Origin of the sequence: Streptococcus sp. CCH5-D3, assembly GCF_001556435.1 — a bacterium.
GTDB lineage: Bacteria > Bacillota > Bacilli > Lactobacillales > Streptococcaceae > Streptococcus.
Genome location: NZ_LSIW01000037.1, coordinates 100,292 through 118,372, shown reverse-complemented (window position 1 = coordinate 118,372; position 18,081 = coordinate 100,292). Strand labels below are relative to the sequence as shown.

Here is an 18,081-nt window from a genome sequence, read left to right as displayed (position 1 = left end):
AAACAATTACATTATATCATTATTTTCTAACTATTTCTCAAATTAATTGTTTTTTTATAAATTATATGTAACATAACAGTAATATTAGAAAAGTTTTGTAACACACCTATTTCATATGTTTTCAATTCTCATTTTCATATCATTTGATAAGTGAAACTATTTTCTATAAAAATCGTCAACCCCCTTGATACAATGGCTTTTACAACGATTCTGACTCAAAATTGATATTTGTCAGATTTTTTTCTTTAAGGAGCAAAAAAAGGCAAAATTTCTTTAAACGATTCTCGTTTTCAAGAAATTTCACCTATAAATTCATGTCAAATCATATCGTTTTTCACTTAATCTCTCAGATTAAGATTAGATTGATTGATTATTTATCAAAATCAGCATAACCATTTTCATCGAAGAAGACAGTCTTACCGTCTTGGAAAGTGATCCATGTGTTTGTCACACGTTCTCCAAGAACTGATTCGTAGTATTCCACTCCTTTTGGTGTACTGATTGGGCTACCTTTAACTTGACGTCCCAAATGATCAAAGTAATATTCTTTACCATCGATATTTTGGCGTCCTGTTACAGCCTTACCATCTTTGAAGTAGTACCAAACATTGTTACCAGTTGTCAAGAAACGGTTATTGAGACGCTCCCCTGAATCTTTATCATAGTATGAAAGTGAACCGTCAGCATTCTTAACAAAGTCACCTTTAACTTGGCTACCATCTTCTTTGAAGTAATAGTTTTTACCGCCAATGCTATAGGCACCTGTCACGATTTCACCATTATCTTTGGCATAGTACCATGTCTTACCACCATCAAGAGTGAAGAAATCAGATTTGACTTGGCTTCCATCAGCATTGAAGTAATAGTTAAGGTGGTCAATTGTTTGACGACCTGTGGCGAGGTTACCATCCTTATCAGCATGGTACCACTTGCCGTTTACTTCGAAGAACTTGTCTTTAACCTTGTAACCATTATCTACAGTGTAGTAGCTAATCTTGCCATTTTCAGTAACAAATTCACCTTTAACTTGGGCACCATTTGCACGGAAGTAGTATTCGTGACCATCCAAAGTAAGGGCACCTGTCACATTTTTACCAGCTGCATCACGGTAGAACCATGTTGAGCCATCTGTTGTGTAGAATTCACCCTTCTTAGCCTGTGCATAGCCTTGATCATTGAATTCATACCAGATACCATCGATTTCAGCCCAACGATTTGTGTAGGCATTACCTGAATTTTTATCGAAGAAGTAGAGTTTTCCGTCTGGAGTAACATACTTAGTACCTTTAGCTTGGAAGCCATTTTCATCAAAGTATTGCAATCCTCCACCAGCATAAGTCAAGCCAACAGCCATTTCTCCAGTTGGTGAGAAATAACGGAATTTAGCTTCTGTTTCTGAAGTACCTTCTTTCGGTACATCGAATACAAAGTAACCATCTTTGTACTGCTCACCAAAGCTACCAAAGTAATAATATTTACCATCCTGTTGATAAATAGAATCACGAAGCTGGATACCGTTTGGCAAGAAGAAATAAGTCTTACCATCGATATCTTGACGACCAGTTAACATATAACCTTCTTTATCGAAGTAATAGTAATTTCCAGCATATTTAATGAAGGCATTCTTAGCTTGGAAACCACTATTATCAAAGTAGGCCATACCCTTACCATCATAGTAGAAACCTGTCTTACCACCTTGATCTGTCAAAGGTTTTGGCAAGAAGATACCATTATCAGTAACTTGATAGTAGCGACCAGTAGCATCGTTGCTGAGAACATAACGACTACCACGACCAAGGATATTAGTACCATTCATGTACTTAGCAGACCATTGCTTGATTTTAACAGATGGATCAATCTTCTTACCAGTTGATATCATCACATCTTCAAACAACTGTGGATATTTCTTTTGGAGCTCATCAAGGAACTCACCACCATATTGAGCTTGGAAATCCTTACCTGATGATTTAGAATTTGCAACATATAAAGTGTTATTGATATAAGCATTGGCCTTTGGAGTACCATAACTATTAGCACGTGTTGCTGTTACAACTTCTTGTCCTGGCAATTGGTAAAGTTGATCTGGTACCCAGTCAGCAATTGCTTGAATACCTTGCTTGTGAAGGGCTTTAAGTGCATCACGAAGATCTTCTTTAGAACCGTATTTGTTATTCTTGCTCATGGCAAGGTCATATCGGTCAGTAAAGGCATAACCATTTTGGATAACAGAATCAAGGAAGGTACGGTCATCAGCCGATACAAATTGAGGAGCCATCTCGAATGATGTGATTCCCCATGACTTGAAGAGTTCTGCATTTTCTGCAATCAATTTATTAGTATATTGGCTATCTTTTTCAACAAAATCTTGGAAGTTTGAGAAACCTTCATAGATAACTTGTGAGTCCAATGCTTCAGTAGCAGAAAATGTCTTGTCAAGTTTCTTATCTGAACCTTTAACACGGATATCTTGGTTATCAGGTGCACCTACTGGTACCCAAACACCAAGATAACCTCTCATATCAACAGTTCGATACCCCTTGATTTCATCTCCACTGAAAGTCAAGTTCCCTTCAGCATCAGTGTATTTAATTTTTCCAGCTGCTGCTGCATCATTTTCGTAAGTGACAATTCCCTTATCAGTACCAAGAAGTAATGGACGGTAGGCTTGGTTAGCATGAAGTTTACCCATGTTAACTTTCAAAGTACCATCACCCAGTGAGAAATCCTGATTATTGGCAATAAGGGTCAACATACCAGAATGTTTACTTGTTTCTGCTACACCCGTAGTTTGGTCAGCAGTCATAATATCTTTACCGTAACGAACAGATGACAAGATTTCTTTTCCATTGAACGTGTCGACTTTCATCGATTGTCCACCTGAAACATATTTCATACGGTTCTTCAAGAGCGTTGTGATAGCATCGTAGTAAGGAGACTTGGTAGCCATATATTGGCCGTTATCCGTATAAAGATCTCCATAATAAACACGAGTTACCTGCTCCATATTTTGAAGAATCAAAGCATAGGCAGCTGGAATATTGTTAATAGTATAACGTTTTTCTGCCTTCTTCATATCTTCATTATAGATTTCAAAGGCACGTTTCAATTCAGCATCAGTCATGGTATAACCATCTGATTTTGGATTGATCTCTTTTTGAACAATATCACGAATGATATCTTGAACAAGGTTATCATGAGCACGCGCAAAGATATAGTTAGCTTGTGTATCTCCATACTTACTATTATTTGTACGGTCTGTCAAACTGCTAGTAATCAAATCTTTCAATGAAGAGCCCGATCCATAAAGTGCACCCATAATTGCATAACGAAGGTTATTATCCATGGCAAGGGCTGCACCATCATGTTTTTGATTATAAGCATTATCATTTAAATCCCAAGCTTCAAGGATAGAAATGTGAGCGAGTGCATTGGCTTCAGATTTATCCACACCAAAGGCCGCACGGAAGTAGTTTGTATAAACTTGGAGAAGGTCTGCATCGACATTGTCAACTGCATCAACACGGATACCATCAAAGTTAGCATCCTTATCACCCATAACAATTGATCCCCAGTTCACAAGATAGTGAATTTGGTTCAACTGCTCAGCTTGCACAACTGGATTTGAGTTATCAACGTCATTGGCAAGTAGGAATTCATAACCACCCAAGTATCTTCCTGTACCATTTAGAGAACCATCTTGGTTACTTGGTGTACGGTTAAGCAAACGGTAATCAGAATTTGCCCAAGGTGTCTTGTCATTATTGATATAAAGAAGAGCTCCCCCTTGAAGGTGGTCAGCAAGGGTATAGTTTTCAGTTGTAGTATTCCACTGGTCTTGTTCTTTTACAAAAGACTCAATTGCTTGACGAAGCCATTCAGTTGATTTTTTAGCTGAAATTTCTTGTTCAATCTTAATTTGAATTGTCTTAGCAGCTGCATTCAATTCAGATTGACTTTGGCTGGTTGAATAAGTTGCGTTAAGGTTAAAGTGTTTAGAGAAAGTATTGAGGTAGGCAACTTGTGTATCTACATCAGGCCACCATGCCATCAAAAGTGGACGGAAGTCTTTCTCAGTTGATACACGCCATTTTTCACCATTTTCCAAAATAGTGACTGGACGATACCAGCTATTAGGTGTCAAATAACCATCTACCAACTCAAAGCTTTCTTTCTTAGAATCGTAAGCACGATTATGTGAAGAGAAAGCATCAACTAGATTAGTTGTACCTGGTGTGAATGAGTGTGTTGATGTGCTTGTCAAAGCACCGTCTTTACCGAAGTAAAGTAACTGGCCATTTACTGAAACAGCAAAATTTGTTTTGTATGAACCATCTTCTTTGACATAATAGTATTTACCATCAACTTGTTTGATGTTGTCCAAAGAGAGTGCTGCTGTTTCTTCTTTTTCAGTAACACCAGATTTTGGTTTTTCAGCTACTGTAAGCGTTGTATCTGTCGCTGCTGCAACTGGTGTTTCTGTTGTCGCACCATTTGCTACTGCTGCACGATCAGTTGTTGCTGGTGTTGCAGTATTAGTAGTTGTATCTGCTGCAGTGGTTGCTGCCGCAGGAGTTTCGACCGTTGCAGTATCAGCAGCCTTGTCAGTTGTTGTTGCTGTCGCATCTGTCGTAGCAGTTGCTGCAGGAGCGGCTACTTCATGCGTTTCAACGACAACATCGCTTTCAGCTGTCGTAGAGGCAACTGGTTGAGTTGTTTCATCAGCTGAAACCTTTTGATTGGCAACTGTAGCACCACCTACGATAGAGGCAAGTGCTGCCGAAGTGACGGCAATCGTCACCCACTGCTTCTTAACTTTGTGAAGCTTATAATGTACCTTTTTTCCCATTTTAGGTCCTCTTTTCATTTTCCTAGTTTGAATGAAATCTACATAATTCAAACAATTTCATTATAGCATATTTTTTTCAGCCATTTCGAGTCTTTATCAAGTCATTTCAATTTTTAATCATAATGTAAATTGAAAAACATTTCGACAATCATTAAAAACTACCGAATATCGAAAACGGTAGTTTTTTTCTATTTTTAGGAAAATTTTTAGAAGTAATCGGGAGGTAAATAAGCTATCTCTATTCAATCAGTTAGCGATTTTCAAGTCAGCTATTAAGCAAAAACGACGTTATGTTGGACCCTATAGCTGACTAAAAAGAGCAAGGTTTCTGTAACCAATTTTGCCAGAACCAGGCCTAAACCAATAGCAACTAGACTACTAAGTAAAAAATAATTACAGGCCAGGAGGACTAGGACCAACATAAAGTAGCGAACACTCGACCTAAAGAGGGAGCTTGTCGGATTAAAGACCACATTAGCGTTCAGTAGACACTGGCTGGAAGCCGAAATCACACGAGCTAGCACGACCGAAAGGAGCAGATTTTTCGTCAAGGCAAAGAGCACGAATAAGGCTGTTGCATCAATGACTGAGGCCAAAACGGCCGTGCCAGAGAACTTTAAAAAAGGGCTGTAAATACGGATGGAATCACGAACGGGCCGAAAGTGCGAACTTTTATTTTCCTCCAGATAAACGGTTTCGATAGGAACTTCAGAGATTTGGTAGCCTGACTTTTTGGCTTCAAGTAGCATATTAAACTCGTACTCGAATCGATTGCCGTCCAGGTTAAGAAGCCATGGAATCAGGTCGGTTGACATACCTCGAAGTCCTGTCTGAGTATCTGTTACCTTCTGACCAGTTATCAGATGGAAGAGCCCTGCAGTCACCTTGTTGCCGATGCGACTACGTGCTGGTACCTTACCAACAAAGGCACGCGCACCTAAGATAAGATGGCTTGGATTATTCTCGGTTGCCTCGGCCACACGGACAATATCCTTAATTAGATGTTGACCATCACTGTCGACCGTGACTATAGGCTGAGCTGATTGATGTTGGCTAACCACTTCTTCTTGAATATAAGCGAAAGCAGTCTTGAGAGCTGCTCCTTTACCCTTATTGACCGGATGACTTAGGACGGTTGCCCCGAAGAGGGCTGTTTCGTCATAATAGTCGCCATAGTCTGGGCCACTTCCATCATTAACGACAATAATACGGGCTGTTGGGAGTTTTATGGTAATATCTTGAACCACCTGGATCAGTCGTATATCTGGTTCATAAGCTGGAATAATAATATACATAGGCACTTCCTTTCTGTTTCATCCTATGACTCTTTAGTGACCTCCGCCAAAGCCACCTGGTTGCCCACCACCTTGGGGACCACCATCACCTTGAGGGCCACCGCCGCCAGGCATTGAGTTTTCAATCTTAGTTTGTTTCTCACCATTGATAGTAATGTCACCACCGGTATAGGTCGCTGAACCATCGAAGTCAAAACCAGACTGACCAGTCAAATTGATTGTTCCACCCGATACAATAATATCGCCGTTAGAATCGATTGGGTCGGTATCGCCCTGGCCAACCTCGACATTTAGGGTTCCACCGGTCATTTTGAAGACAATTTCACTTTGACTGGCATTAGCATTGGCGGCATTAACACCATCATCCGTTGCATAGACATCGATATTTCCACCATTTATAGTCACAGATTTACCTTCGATACCTTCAGTTGATTTTTCAACCTTGTAAGTACCACTATCAATAATCAGGTCACCAGAGGCATGAATACCGTCATCACCGGCCTTGATAGTCATGGTATTATCAGACAGATACATGGTCCCTACCGATGTGTCGTCATCATTGTCGACCTTAACGCCATCTTCTTCCGCTTCAATGGTCATGGTTGTTCCTGTGATATTAAGTTCATCATTGACATTGAAGGCATCACCGACTGAAGTAATCTTGTAAGTACCGCCTGTTATATGAAGACTGTCGTTTGCTTTAATACCATTGTTTTTCTTGGCATCAATGTTTAGAGTACCTGACCCATTAATGGTCAAATCTCCCTTAGAGAAAATCACGGCATCCACATCTTCATCACTATTAGAACTTGAATCAGAGAGGGTGCTAGTGGTTCCATCTTTAAGCGTTAGGTAGACATGCCCGGCTTTTGTAGCGTTGATTGGTGCATTTGTATTTGTCATGGTAGCACCATCTAGAACAATATGGACATCGTCTGAATCACCAGCGTCCACCTTGATTTGCACACCATCTGATTTTCCAGAAATGACGTAAGTCCCAGCTTTGGAGATGGTTACGGTTGAATCTGATACCGTTACGCCATCACCTGAAACATCCGCAGATGAGCCTGATAACTTAATCTTAGAGGCTGAACTTTCATCATAAGATGTGTCTGAGTCTTTCGAGGTGAAATAGTTGCTGTTATTATTAGCCGTTTTCTTACTAGTTGTTGCGGTTACAGCACTTGTTTTTGATGTCATGCTTGACGTTGTTCCAGTTGCTTGACTGTTTGATTGGCTACAAGCTGTCATGACTGTTAGGGCTGTCGCACAGGTTAATAAAGTCGTCCATTTTTTTAGTTTTTTTGATTTCATATGTTTTCCTCTCGGGTTCGTTTTGATGATTACAGTTTACGGGACTTCCCTAAAACATTTCTGAAGGTTAACTAAAACTTTTCTTAAGTTAAGTTTGGTGAAAGTTTGACTTAGGACTTCTTTCAGAAAAGTTCCATAGACTAATAGGCGAGCAAGTAAGTGCTATATAAAATAGTACATTTGCCCTCAACTTAATTTCCTACTATAAAAATAAAAGCCAAATCTGAAAGTGATGGCTTTGTATCTTATCTAATTGAACTCGCCTACAACTCGGGGGAAAAGATGGGCCCTGTTTGGAGATAAACTCCTGCGACTGGTCCCCCTATTTTCCTGAGAGTTGTTTTACGGCTTTGTATCTTATCTATAAAAGGAGTTTTTTCATGGTTAAACAATTGGAAACACGTTTTAAACGTATTGAAACGAAATATGTGGTCTCAAAGGATAATCTCGAGGACCTGCTCACTGATCTTAAGGAGTATTTGGTAGAGGATGATTATCCGACATCTACCATTTCAAATATTTACTTTGATACGGATAATTTTGACGTCATCCAAGATGCCTTAGATGGTAATCACCGTCAAGAGAAAATCCGCATGCGTACCTACCTAGCCAATCCCAAAATTGATAGTAAGGTTTTTCTAGAGGTCAAAGCCAAAGATGAGGAGGGAATCGGCCATAAGTTTCGCCTCGTTTCAACTCCCCTTGCCATCACTAACTTGATGACAGACGGTAAGAATGATGGTCAAATCACTGATCGTCAGCTCTTGCAAGATATCCATCAGTTACGCCAGCGCTATGATGGAGGCCTCAAACCTCGCATGTATATCTACTACGACCGCTTCTCAATGAAAGAAAAAGAGACTATCCAAGGCTATGCATACAATAAAGTTCGTGTTACCCTTGACCAAAATTTGACTTACCGTGATGAAGACGTCAGTCTCTTTAAGGGAAATCATGGGTTTCCCCTTCTTGATGAAGATACGATTATCATGGAAATCAAGTCACCTGGCCAAAAGCCAGACTGGCTTCAATCTATCTTAGACAAACATGGTTTGAAAGAGCAGAAATTCTCAAAATACAGCTGTGCCTATCATAAGTCTCAAGGTCTAGATTACGGGCCACATCCAGTTCAAGAAAAAGGAGGTGCTGCCTATGTCTAATCTCTTCAATTCTATCTTTAATGATGCAACCGCAACTGCAAGTCCCCTTCAACTCATGCTGGCCTTACTGGTCAGCCTCGTTTTAGGCTTGGCCCTAACCTGGACTTACAAATACCGGACCCTTTACACCAGAGAATTTGCCATCAGTTTAACCCTACTTCCATGTTTGATGACCCTAGTTATCTTCCTTGTCAATGGTAGTTTGGGGACCTCTATCGCCGTGGCGGGGACCTTTAGTCTCATTCGTTTTCGTTCGGCTACCAGTGGTTCCAGAGAACTAATCGCCGTCTTTATGGCCATGATTATTGGTCTGGCATCTGGGACAGGCTATCTCTTACTAGCCGTCCTCTTCACCGCCTTTCTGTTGGCAGTTTGGCTCCTTTTGGAAAATCGTCAAAGTCGTACCGACAACCAACGTCGTAGGCTCCTGACCATTAATGTCTCCCATCAGGACTTGATTGATCAAAAAATCACTAAAGCCTTACTCAATTTCACTAGCGAATGTGACCTAATCTCCCTTAACACCACAGGTGGAGGTGAGACCATGCAACTAGTCTACGAAGTGGACTTGAATCCTCAAGTGGACGACTTCCAATTGACGAATCACCTGATCTCAAGCATTGAAAATTGTGACCTTGCCCTAACCAAAAAAGCTAAAAAGAAAAAGAATTTGTAAGACAAAAAGACATCTCCAACTAGTTTTTGGAGATGTTTTTGCATGTTTTTGAGGTTAACATTTTCACTTAGCTATAACCCTCACTTCTAATACCCTAGTATGACATACTAGATTATCGGCAGAAAGTAAAATATCTGCTAATCATATTCATATGGGATAACCTTACCATCTTGTACGTTAAAAGTGTGGTGGATGTACTTGTCCTTGTTATAATCACTACTATCTTCATCAGTTGAGAAATAATAAAATTCGTACTCTCCGTCTGGTAGTTTGCTAGCATCTAGTTTATTCGCTGCCTCTTTTAAATCGTTCTTACTAGTATTTTCTGTATCGCCTAATTCTATTCTCATAGTGACAAGGTGTTCATCAATCATTGTTTGGTAGGGAATTTGATAATACCCATAAAAATCATTCTTCCCATTTTTACGGTTTTCTTCAGCTAAATGAGCTTTACGATTATTAGCTTCTTGATCTATCAAAGTATTATCACTGAAGGAGAATTCTTCAATATCAAGGTCTAAAGATTGCTTTTTAAGTTCCTTGAAGAGTTTTTGCTCTTCTTTTTTTACAGATTTTTGTTGTAAATAGGTTTGCGAGTAAAGGCCAGGAGTCTCATATTCCTCACGATCAATTGTCCAGTCCAGGTTAAAAGTAATTTGTGAATCTAATGATATGGTTTGATTATCGTAGGTTTCTTCTGAATAGATATAATCGACATAAATGCCTGCACTATCTAGAATTACCTTTTTGATATTCTTAACTTGGACCTTCCCCTTAAAACCATTATGAGCCAAGATTTTTTGCGTTTTTTCCTTGGCTTTTGAGTAAGAATTTGGAAGTATAACTGTACAACCAACTAAAAGACTAGAACAGAGAAGGACAATAACTAAACGAGGAAGAGTTATGATATAAGGAGTTAGTTTCTTCATAAGACATCCTTCCTTTCCTCAATCATTTGTAAAAACAAGCACACCGAATCTTTCAAAATAAACAAGTTTTCTTCACTTTTATTATAGCATTTTAAAGCGCTTTCCCATGGTAGTTATAGGAACAAAATGATTAAAATTCCTCTAGCAAAAAAGCCCGAAGCATCACTTCAGACTTTTCATCTTGGTTCAAATCGGTTGAGATAATCCTCAATAATCCGTTACTTCTTTTCGGTCATGGACATTGCTTTGCTTGCCTTGACGAGCTTTAAGTACGGCTTCAACGTCTTCAGGGCTGACCCCTGTTTCAACGAGCATGACTGCTAGGTGATAGAGGACGTCTGCTGTCTCGTTGGCAATTTCTTCTTTATCAGCATTTTTGGCCCCAATCACAACTTCTGTCGCTTCTTCGCCAACCTTTTTAAGAATCTTGTCCAGCCCCTTGTCAAAAAGGTAATTGGTATAAGACCCTTCTTTGGGATTCTTTTTACGATCTAAGGCTTCCTTATAAAGTGTTTCTAACATAGCTACTCCTATCTGTCTCGATTGTCATCATATATATCCGTAAAGAAACAGCTGTAGGCTCCTGTATGACAGGCTGCTACTTCTTGTTCCACGGCGATAAGCAAGGTGTCCTGATCACAGTCAGTCTTGATGCTTTTGACATGTTGGAAATGACCAGATGTGGCGCCCTTATGCCAAAGCTCATTTCTGGAACGGCTCCAGTAATGCATTTGTTTGGTCTCAAGGGTCAGCTGATAGGACTCCTCATTCATATAGGCCAACATGAGCACCTGTCCCGTCTTGTAGTCTGTCACAATAACCGGAACCAGTCCTCCTTGTTTCTCAAAATCAAGTTTAACCTCTGTCATCGTCTCACCTCAATTCCTGCTTTTGCCAAGACTTGTTTGGTTTCACCTATATTTACCTCACCGAAGTGGAAGATAGAGGCTGCCAGTGCACCAGTCACTGTTGTCTTTTCAAAGACTTCTACAATGTCCTCAATATTTCCAGCACCACCAGAAGCAATGATCGGAACATCAACGACTTCTGCCACACGATTAAGCATTTCCAAATCAAAACCAGACTTAGTGCCGTCCTTGTCCATACTGGTCAAGAGAATTTCTCCAGCCCCCAAAGCGACGACTTCTTGAGCCCATTGGATGAGGTCCCTACCTGTATCCTTACGGCCACCCGCCACAAAGACATGCCAGCTCCCATCAGCCATCTTTTTGGCATCAATCGCAGCCACTACACACTGGTTGCCAAATTTTTGAGCACAATCAGCGATTAGTTGCGGGTTGGCAAGGGCTGAGGAATTGACCGCAACCTTGTCAGCACCGGCTTTGAGCATCTTGTTCATGTCTTCAACTGAACGAATACCACCACCAACCGTGAAGGGGATAAAAACTTGGTCTGCGACACGACGTACCATGTCAACCGTTGTTTCACGATTGTCTGAAGTCGCTGTGATATCCAAGAAAACAAGTTCGTCACAGCCAGCCTCATAGTAAGCACGTGCAGAATCAACAGGATCACCAACATCTGTCAGATTCACAAAATTAACCCCCTTAACGACACGACCGTCCTTGACATCCAAACAAGGAATAATACGTTTTTTAAGCATCTTAACCTCCGAAAGACTTGAGTTGGTCTAATGTGATATTACCGTTATAGTAAGCTTTACCGACAATGGTTCCTGCCACACCAATCTCTTGTAGGTGATCTAAGTCAGCTACTTCTGCAATCCCACCGGAAGCGATGACTTTGGCGGTTGTGAGTTCAGATACCAAACGTTTGTAGTGATCAAGATTGGGTCCTGTCAGTGTGCCATCTCGATCAACATCAGTATAGACAAAGAGGGTTACGCCCATCTTTTCCATTTCCTTGGCCAAGGTAATATAGTCCACATTGCTGGTTTCCAACCAGCCTTCAGTAGCGACAAACCCTGCCTTGGCATCAATACCTACGACAATTTTATCGGCACCAAATTCCTCTAAAGCTGCTCGAACGAAATCAGGATTCTTAACGGCCATTGAACCGATAATGATACGGTCAATGCCAACTGCCAAATAATCACGAATCTGCTCCAAGGTACGGATACCGCCACCAACTTCGATGCCAAGTCCAGAAACCTTCTTGACCTCTGCAATCAAGTCACGGTTAGTGGCTCGACCATCAAGGGCACCGTCCAAGTCGACGACGTGAATAAATTGAATGCCAGCATCCTTAAAGGTCTTTGCCTGCTCAATAACATCTGGATTGACAACGGTTTGTTGGTTGAAATCTCCTTTGAAGAGACGAACAGCCTGTCCATCCTTTATATCAATTGCTGGTAGAATTTGCATCTCCCCTACCATCCTTTCTAAGTGAAAAAACTTTGCTCTCAAGAGCTTCTAGGCTTTGCATAAACCTGCAAACTTTTCAATAATACCTAAACCAATATCACCTGATTTTTCGGGATGAAATTGAGCACCATAAACATTGTCTTTATGAATCATGGCTGGCACCTCAATACTATAATCTGCAGTCACATCAATGTATTGGCTAGGGACATCTGTGAAATAACTGTGAACGAAGTAAACAGCTTGGCCAGCTAAGCCATCTGTCAAAGGGCTGGCTTGCTTAACAGCCAAATCATTCCACCCCATATGTGGGACAGGCTGCTCCTTGCTGGCAGGAATGGCTCGGCAAACACCAGGAATAAAGCCAAGGCCATCTGTTTCATCATGCTCCAGTCCTTTCTCTGTTAGAATCTGCATGCCCAAGCAAATTCCTAAGAGCGGAACTCCCTTTGCTACGGCCTCTTTGATCACAGCTACCAAACCTCTTCGCTCCAACTCTGCCATGGCTGTTGGATAAGCACCCACACCAGGTAAAATCAAACCATCTGCAGCTAGGATTTTTTCTTTGTCAGCAGACAATTCTGCAGTCACCCCGATTTTTTCAAGGGCGCGCAGAACATTTGCGGTATTCCCCGCATCGTAATCAATGACGATAATCATAGCATCCCCTTTGTCGAGTTTACGCCGTGAATGTCAGGATTGACTGTGATGGCTTCACGCAAGGCACGTCCTGTTGCCTTGAAGAGACTTTCTGACTTGTGGTGATTATTTTTTCCGTGGAGAATCTTGAGGTGGAGATTCATTTGAACATTAAAGGCCAAGGCTTGGAAAAATTCTTCAACCAGTTCTGTGTCAAAATTACCCAATTTGGGATTATCAAAACTAGCATCAAAGACCAGGAAGCTACGTCCAGACAAATCTAAGCTTGCCATTCCAAGGGTTTCATCCATAGGCACAAAAGCCGTTCCATAACGGTTGATACCTGCTTTGTCGCCCAAGGCCTCTTTAAGAGCTTGACCAAGGACAATACCGACATCTTCAACGGTGTGGTGACTATCAACCCAAAGGTCGCCATCAGCCTTCACCACCAAAGACATGCGGCCGTGACGGGCAAACAAGGTCAACATGTGGTCAAAAAATCCGACACCTGTTTGAATATCTACTGGTTCTTGAGCATCCAAATTGAGGCTTAACTTAATTTTGGTTTCAAAGGTATTACGTTCAATTTCTGCTTGTCTCATAACTTCTTCCTCTACTCTCTCAATTATTGTCGTTTCTGACTTCAATAGCCTTAGCGTGGGCCTGCAAGCCTTCCGCATAAGCCAAGGTTGTAATATCGTGTTGAGCCTTATTGACTGCTGCCTTGTCATATTGCGTATATTGGATACGTTTGACAAAATCGTGCACGCCTAAAGCTGATGAAAAGCGGCTAGTCGCTGTCGTTGGAAGAACGTGGTTGGCACCTGCATAGTAGTCACCAATTGGTTCGCTAGTAAAGTGACCAAGAAAGACGGAACCAGCATTTTCCACTTTTTCCAAGTAATCATAAGCATTGTCCATAGCAATTTCCAAATGTTCTGGCGCAACCAAGTTCATGAGTTCGAACATGGCATCTGTATCATTGGCAATAATAATACGACCGTTATTTTCGACAGATGGACGCGCAATTGCCTCACGTGGCAAAAGCTTGAGTTGACGTTCAATCTCACTTTCAACCGCATCAGCCAAGGCTTCAGAATCTGTGACCAAAATGGCGCGTGCACGTGTGTCGTGCTCTGCTTGAGACAAGAGGTCGGCTGCCACGTATGTTGGATTGGCACTACTATCAGCAATGACACCAATTTCTGATGGTCCTGCAATCATATCAATACCGACAATACCGTAAACTTGTTTCTTGGCAGTCGCCACGAAAATATTACCAGGACCTGTAATCTTGTCCACCTTTGGAATTGTTTCTGTACCAAAGGCCAAGGCCGCAACCCCTTGAGCCCCACCGACTTGGTAAATGCTATCCACACCAGCCAATTTTGCGGCTACCAGAATCGCAGGAACAAAGTGCTCTTGAGGCGGCGTAATCATAATAATCTCTTTTACCCCAGCAATTTTGGCAGGAATAACATTCATAAGAACTGATGACGGATAAGCCGCAGTTCCTCCAGGCACATAAACACCCACACGATTGATAGGACGAATCAATTGACCACGAATAACACCCTCACTTGGTTGGTCCTCAAAACCAGTCTCCAACTGATGTTTGTGATAAGATTCAATGTTTTCTTTGGCATTAACTAGGGCTTGGTAAACCTCTGGATCAATCTCTTTAAAGGCTTGATCAATTAAGTCCTGTCCAACTTCAAAATCAGTCAAGTCAACCTTATCAAATTTAGCTGAATAGTCACGAAGGGCCTCGTCTCCACGTTTTTTGACGTCCTCAATGATAGCCTGAACAGTGCTTTCAACGTCTCTATTTTCTTTTGACAGTTCCAATTGCTCCTGATAAAGAAGCTCCGCAATTTCTTTATTTGTTCCAGTTAATCGTTTCATTCGAACGGTACCTCCTCGTTCCCTACAAGTGATTCAATCTTACAAATGAATGGTAGAACTTCCTTGTTATTTTTCAAAGAAGCCTTATTAACAATCATTCGTGCTGAAATCCTGCAAATATCTTCATAAACTTTTAAGCCATTAGCAACAAGGGTATTCCCTGTTTCCACAATATCGACAATGGCATCTGCTAGACCAATGACAGGGGCAATCTCAACGCTCCCTTGAATCGAAATAATCTCGACATCCTCACCTTTTTGATTAAAATAGTCCGTCGCAATAGTTGGATACTTGGTAGCAATACGTTTACGCTTATGGTCATCAGGGTTATAGTCTTCTGTTGATGCTACGGAGAATTTACAAAGGCCAAAATTAAGGTCTAACATTTCCAAATAGCCTGTCGGATGTTCAACCAAAACATCCTTCCCGACAATCCCAATATCTGCGACACCATGTCGGACATAGGTGGTCACATCTGGAGCCTTGACCAATAGAAAACGGAAACGTTTGTCAGGACTTTCGAAAATCAAATTACGGCCCTTATCAGCCATGAAAGACATGTCAAAGCCAGCTTTCTCTAGTAATTTAACCGTATCTTTCTCAATACGTCCCTTGGTCAAGGCAATTGTGATTTGATTGCTAGTCATCCAAGTCACCTCCAAATTCCACATCATCATGCACTGCTTGATAGACCGAATCGACATCAATCGCCCAACCAACAGCTGTTAACTCGGTAGCACCAAAGCGTTCAAATAGTTTATCGTAGCGGCCACCTGATACAAAGGCATCTGGCACCTTATCACCAAAGACCTTAAACATCATGCCTGTGTAGTAAGGCACTGCTGGCAATTGAGCCAAATCAAGCGTCGTCTCTGGGAGACTATCTGCTAGGCGATTGGTTAAGACTTCCAAACTATCCAAGGCCGTCAAAAAGGCTTCACTGTCTGTCAACTGTCTAGCCTTGGTCAAAACAGCCTTTGTCTCACCAAAGAGGAAAGGCAACTGCTCCAAGACCTTGTCATATTGACTTGGATTTTCTTTGGTGAATTCCTTGAGCCCTGTGATTGACTTATCACGGATATAGGCCGCTAACTCTGCTTCTTTTACAGCTGGAAGGTCTAATTCTTCAAAAATGAGTTGCAAGAGGCGAGCATGTGAAAACTCAAACTTGTAATTTTTGACACCGGCAGCATCCAGAGCCTCTTTAGCAGAGATCACAGCTTCTTCCATGGCCTGGTGAACGGGAAATCCTATAATTTCAATACCAGCCTGCGTATGCTCATTTGAGAGGCCACGCATCTCCTCATTGTAGTTAAAGACTTTTCCAGAATAAGAAAATTTAATCGGTGTATGAACTTGTGTCGAAGCAATCACGCGTCCAATTTGGCTGGTAATATCAGGACGTAAACTAACAAGATCTCCATTTTTATCAAAGAAATTGTAGTTACCATTGTCCACAAGATCGCTAAAGACTTCGAAATGCTCCAAGGTTGGTGTCTCAATTCGAAGGAAACCCTTTGTCATCAACAAGTCACAGATACGATGCTCAATCTGATACATGGTACGGGCACGTTTGAAAAGTTTATCGTGCATTCCTAAGGCTAATGTCGTTTTTTTCATGCTTGTAACTCCTGTATTGTCATTAGTACGCGCTCCATCTCATCCTGAGTTCCAATCGAGATGCGTAGTCTGTCTGAAATACGCTCCACTTTTGGAAAATAACGGACATAAATTTTCTTACTTTGGAGATAGTCAAACAATTGCCCTGCTGTCACTCCGTGCGGTTTGACCAAAACAAAATTGGTTTTTGAAGGAAGCACATCAAAACCAATAGCTTGCAATTCTTTACTAAACCAGTCACGTGTGGCCATAATCTTAGCACAGCTATCCTCATAATAATCCCAAGACTTAACGGCTACAGTCGCTAGGACTTCTGCAATGCTATCCACATTATAGGGATTGACCGAATTCTTGACGGCATTGATCACAGCCATTAGCTTTGGACTTCCGATGCCATAACCGACACGCAAGCCTGCAAGTGAGGCGTCCTTAGAAAAGGTCCTTGTGATAAACACATTGTCATACTTTTCTAGAAGAGGTAAGGCAGTCTCCCCACCAAAGTTAATATAGGCTTCATCAATAATCACAACTACTGACTGATTGGCCTTTACGATTTCCTCAATTTGATCGAGAGGTTTATAAATACCTGTTGGCGCATTTGGATTAGTAAGGACAATCCCACCATTTTCAACCAGGTAATCTTGAGTATCAATCTCAAATGAAGAGTTCAAGGGCACTTCTCTAAATGGGATGCGGTACAAATCTGCCCATACCTTGTAAAAACCATAAGTCAAATCTGGGAACAAGATTTCTTCCTCACTGTTAAAGAAAGCCAGAAAAGCCATTGACAAAATATCGTCTGATCCATTTCCAATAATCAATTGATCAGCAGGCACACCCAACTGATCAGACAAAGCCTGACGTAAAGCCGCTTGATCCAAAGTCGAATACTTGCGTAACTGATGGGCATCGAAGGATGCTAAAGCTTGATGGACTGCTGGACTTGGTCCATAGGCATTTTCATTAGTATTCAACTTAATGATATTTTTCTCACTGGGCTGACTACCCGCCACATAGGGTTCAATCTTTCGTAATCCTTTGATTTCCATAGTTTTTCCTTTCTGTTCAACTCTAACCAAGTGTACCTCTCGCTACACACTCTAAAAAAGAGTAACAAAAAACGTCCTCGCAAAAATAACTTTTGCAAGGACGTTGGCACGTGGTTCCACCTTAATTCGAACAGGGGTCACCCCCTCTTCCTCATGAAGTCACAAAGACGCACTTGTAACTCCCAGTCTCTAACGGAACCACCCGTCGTACACTACTGTCATTCAGAGTTCGCATACGCTCTCAAGAATGTGTCGTCTTTGATCTCATGCGTTCTCAGCTTCCCGCACTCTCTGTGAAACGATCTG

At 41.3% G+C, this 18,081-nt stretch carries 16 protein-coding genes; 2 read left to right on the top strand and 14 right to left on the bottom strand.

Annotated features, from left to right (window positions below):
• Positions 1-370: 370 nt before the first annotated feature.
• The 3 genes from AX662_RS01970 to AX662_RS01960 form a co-directional block, all read right to left on the bottom strand.
• Complete coding sequence (locus AX662_RS01970; protein WP_060971475.1) at positions 371-4,846, bottom strand: glycoside hydrolase family 70 protein; 4,476 nt, start codon at positions 4,844-4,846, stop codon at positions 371-373.
• 272 nt (positions 4,847-5,118) lie between these two features.
• Complete coding sequence (locus AX662_RS01965; RefSeq protein ID WP_060971474.1) at positions 5,119-6,141, bottom strand: glycosyltransferase; 1,023 nt, start codon at positions 6,139-6,141, stop codon at positions 5,119-5,121.
• A gap of 33 nt (positions 6,142-6,174) precedes the next feature.
• Complete coding sequence (locus tag AX662_RS01960; protein ID WP_060971473.1) at positions 6,175-7,455, bottom strand: carbohydrate-binding domain-containing protein; 1,281 nt, start codon at positions 7,453-7,455, stop codon at positions 6,175-6,177.
• Positions 7,456-7,835: 380 nt separating this feature from the next.
• Between AX662_RS01960 and AX662_RS01955 the strand changes: the two genes are divergently transcribed.
• On the top strand, positions 7,836-8,615 hold the full coding sequence (locus AX662_RS01955) for a polyphosphate polymerase domain-containing protein (protein ID WP_060971472.1): 780 nt from the start codon (positions 7,836-7,838) through the stop codon (positions 8,613-8,615).
• Complete coding sequence (locus AX662_RS01950; RefSeq protein WP_060971471.1) at positions 8,608-9,291, top strand: DUF4956 domain-containing protein; 684 nt, start codon at positions 8,608-8,610, stop codon at positions 9,289-9,291. Before AX662_RS01955 ends, AX662_RS01950 begins: the two co-directional genes overlap by 8 nt.
• A gap of 137 nt (positions 9,292-9,428) precedes the next feature.
• Here AX662_RS01950 and AX662_RS01945 read toward each other — a convergent pair whose 3' ends face one another.
• From AX662_RS01945 to hisC, 11 genes are all read right to left on the bottom strand, one after another.
• Positions 9,429-10,220 carry a hypothetical protein gene (locus AX662_RS01945; protein WP_229040601.1) on the bottom strand — a complete coding sequence of 264 codons (792 nt, stop codon included), beginning with the start codon at positions 10,218-10,220 and terminating at the stop codon, positions 9,429-9,431.
• 207 nt (positions 10,221-10,427) lie between these two features.
• Positions 10,428-10,742, bottom strand: a complete 315-nt coding sequence (gene hisE / locus AX662_RS01940; protein WP_002884043.1) for a phosphoribosyl-ATP diphosphatase — start codon at positions 10,740-10,742, stop codon at positions 10,428-10,430.
• Positions 10,743-10,750: 8 nt separating this feature from the next.
• Positions 10,751-11,089 carry a phosphoribosyl-AMP cyclohydrolase gene (hisI, locus tag AX662_RS01935; protein ID WP_060971470.1) on the bottom strand — a complete coding sequence of 113 codons (339 nt, stop codon included), beginning with the start codon at positions 11,087-11,089 and terminating at the stop codon, positions 10,751-10,753.
• Positions 11,086-11,844 (bottom strand): imidazole glycerol phosphate synthase subunit HisF, encoded by a 759-nt coding sequence (gene hisF, locus AX662_RS01930; RefSeq protein WP_060971469.1) that lies wholly within the window; start codon positions 11,842-11,844, stop codon positions 11,086-11,088. Before hisF ends, hisI begins: the two co-directional genes overlap by 4 nt.
• 1 nt (position 11,845) lies before the next feature.
• Positions 11,846-12,565, bottom strand: coding sequence for a 1-(5-phosphoribosyl)-5-[(5-phosphoribosylamino)methylideneamino]imidazole-4-carboxamide isomerase (hisA, locus tag AX662_RS01925; RefSeq protein WP_060971468.1), 720 nt, complete (start codon positions 12,563-12,565; stop codon positions 11,846-11,848).
• A gap of 48 nt (positions 12,566-12,613) precedes the next feature.
• A complete protein-coding gene (gene hisH, locus AX662_RS01920) occupies positions 12,614-13,222 on the bottom strand; it encodes an imidazole glycerol phosphate synthase subunit HisH (protein WP_060971467.1) in 609 nt (202 codons plus the stop codon).
• Positions 13,219-13,803 (bottom strand): imidazoleglycerol-phosphate dehydratase HisB, encoded by a 585-nt coding sequence (gene hisB, locus AX662_RS01915; protein WP_002884025.1) that lies wholly within the window; start codon positions 13,801-13,803, stop codon positions 13,219-13,221. Before hisB ends, hisH begins: the two co-directional genes overlap by 4 nt.
• Positions 13,804-13,822: 19 nt before the next feature.
• Complete coding sequence (gene hisD, locus AX662_RS01910) at positions 13,823-15,106, bottom strand: histidinol dehydrogenase (RefSeq protein ID WP_004182681.1); 1,284 nt, start codon at positions 15,104-15,106, stop codon at positions 13,823-13,825.
• Positions 15,103-15,753, bottom strand: coding sequence for an ATP phosphoribosyltransferase (hisG, locus tag AX662_RS01905; RefSeq protein WP_002883998.1), 651 nt, complete (start codon positions 15,751-15,753; stop codon positions 15,103-15,105). The genes hisD and hisG overlap by 4 nt, the downstream gene beginning before the upstream one ends.
• Complete coding sequence (locus AX662_RS01900; RefSeq protein ID WP_060971466.1) at positions 15,746-16,726, bottom strand: ATP phosphoribosyltransferase regulatory subunit; 981 nt, start codon at positions 16,724-16,726, stop codon at positions 15,746-15,748. The genes hisG and AX662_RS01900 overlap by 8 nt, the downstream gene beginning before the upstream one ends.
• Positions 16,723-17,775: a histidinol-phosphate transaminase gene (hisC, locus tag AX662_RS01895; RefSeq protein WP_060971465.1), complete on the bottom strand. Its 1,053-nt coding sequence runs from the start codon at positions 17,773-17,775 to the stop codon at positions 16,723-16,725. The genes AX662_RS01900 and hisC overlap by 4 nt, the downstream gene beginning before the upstream one ends.
• Positions 17,776-18,081 lie beyond the last annotated feature (306 nt).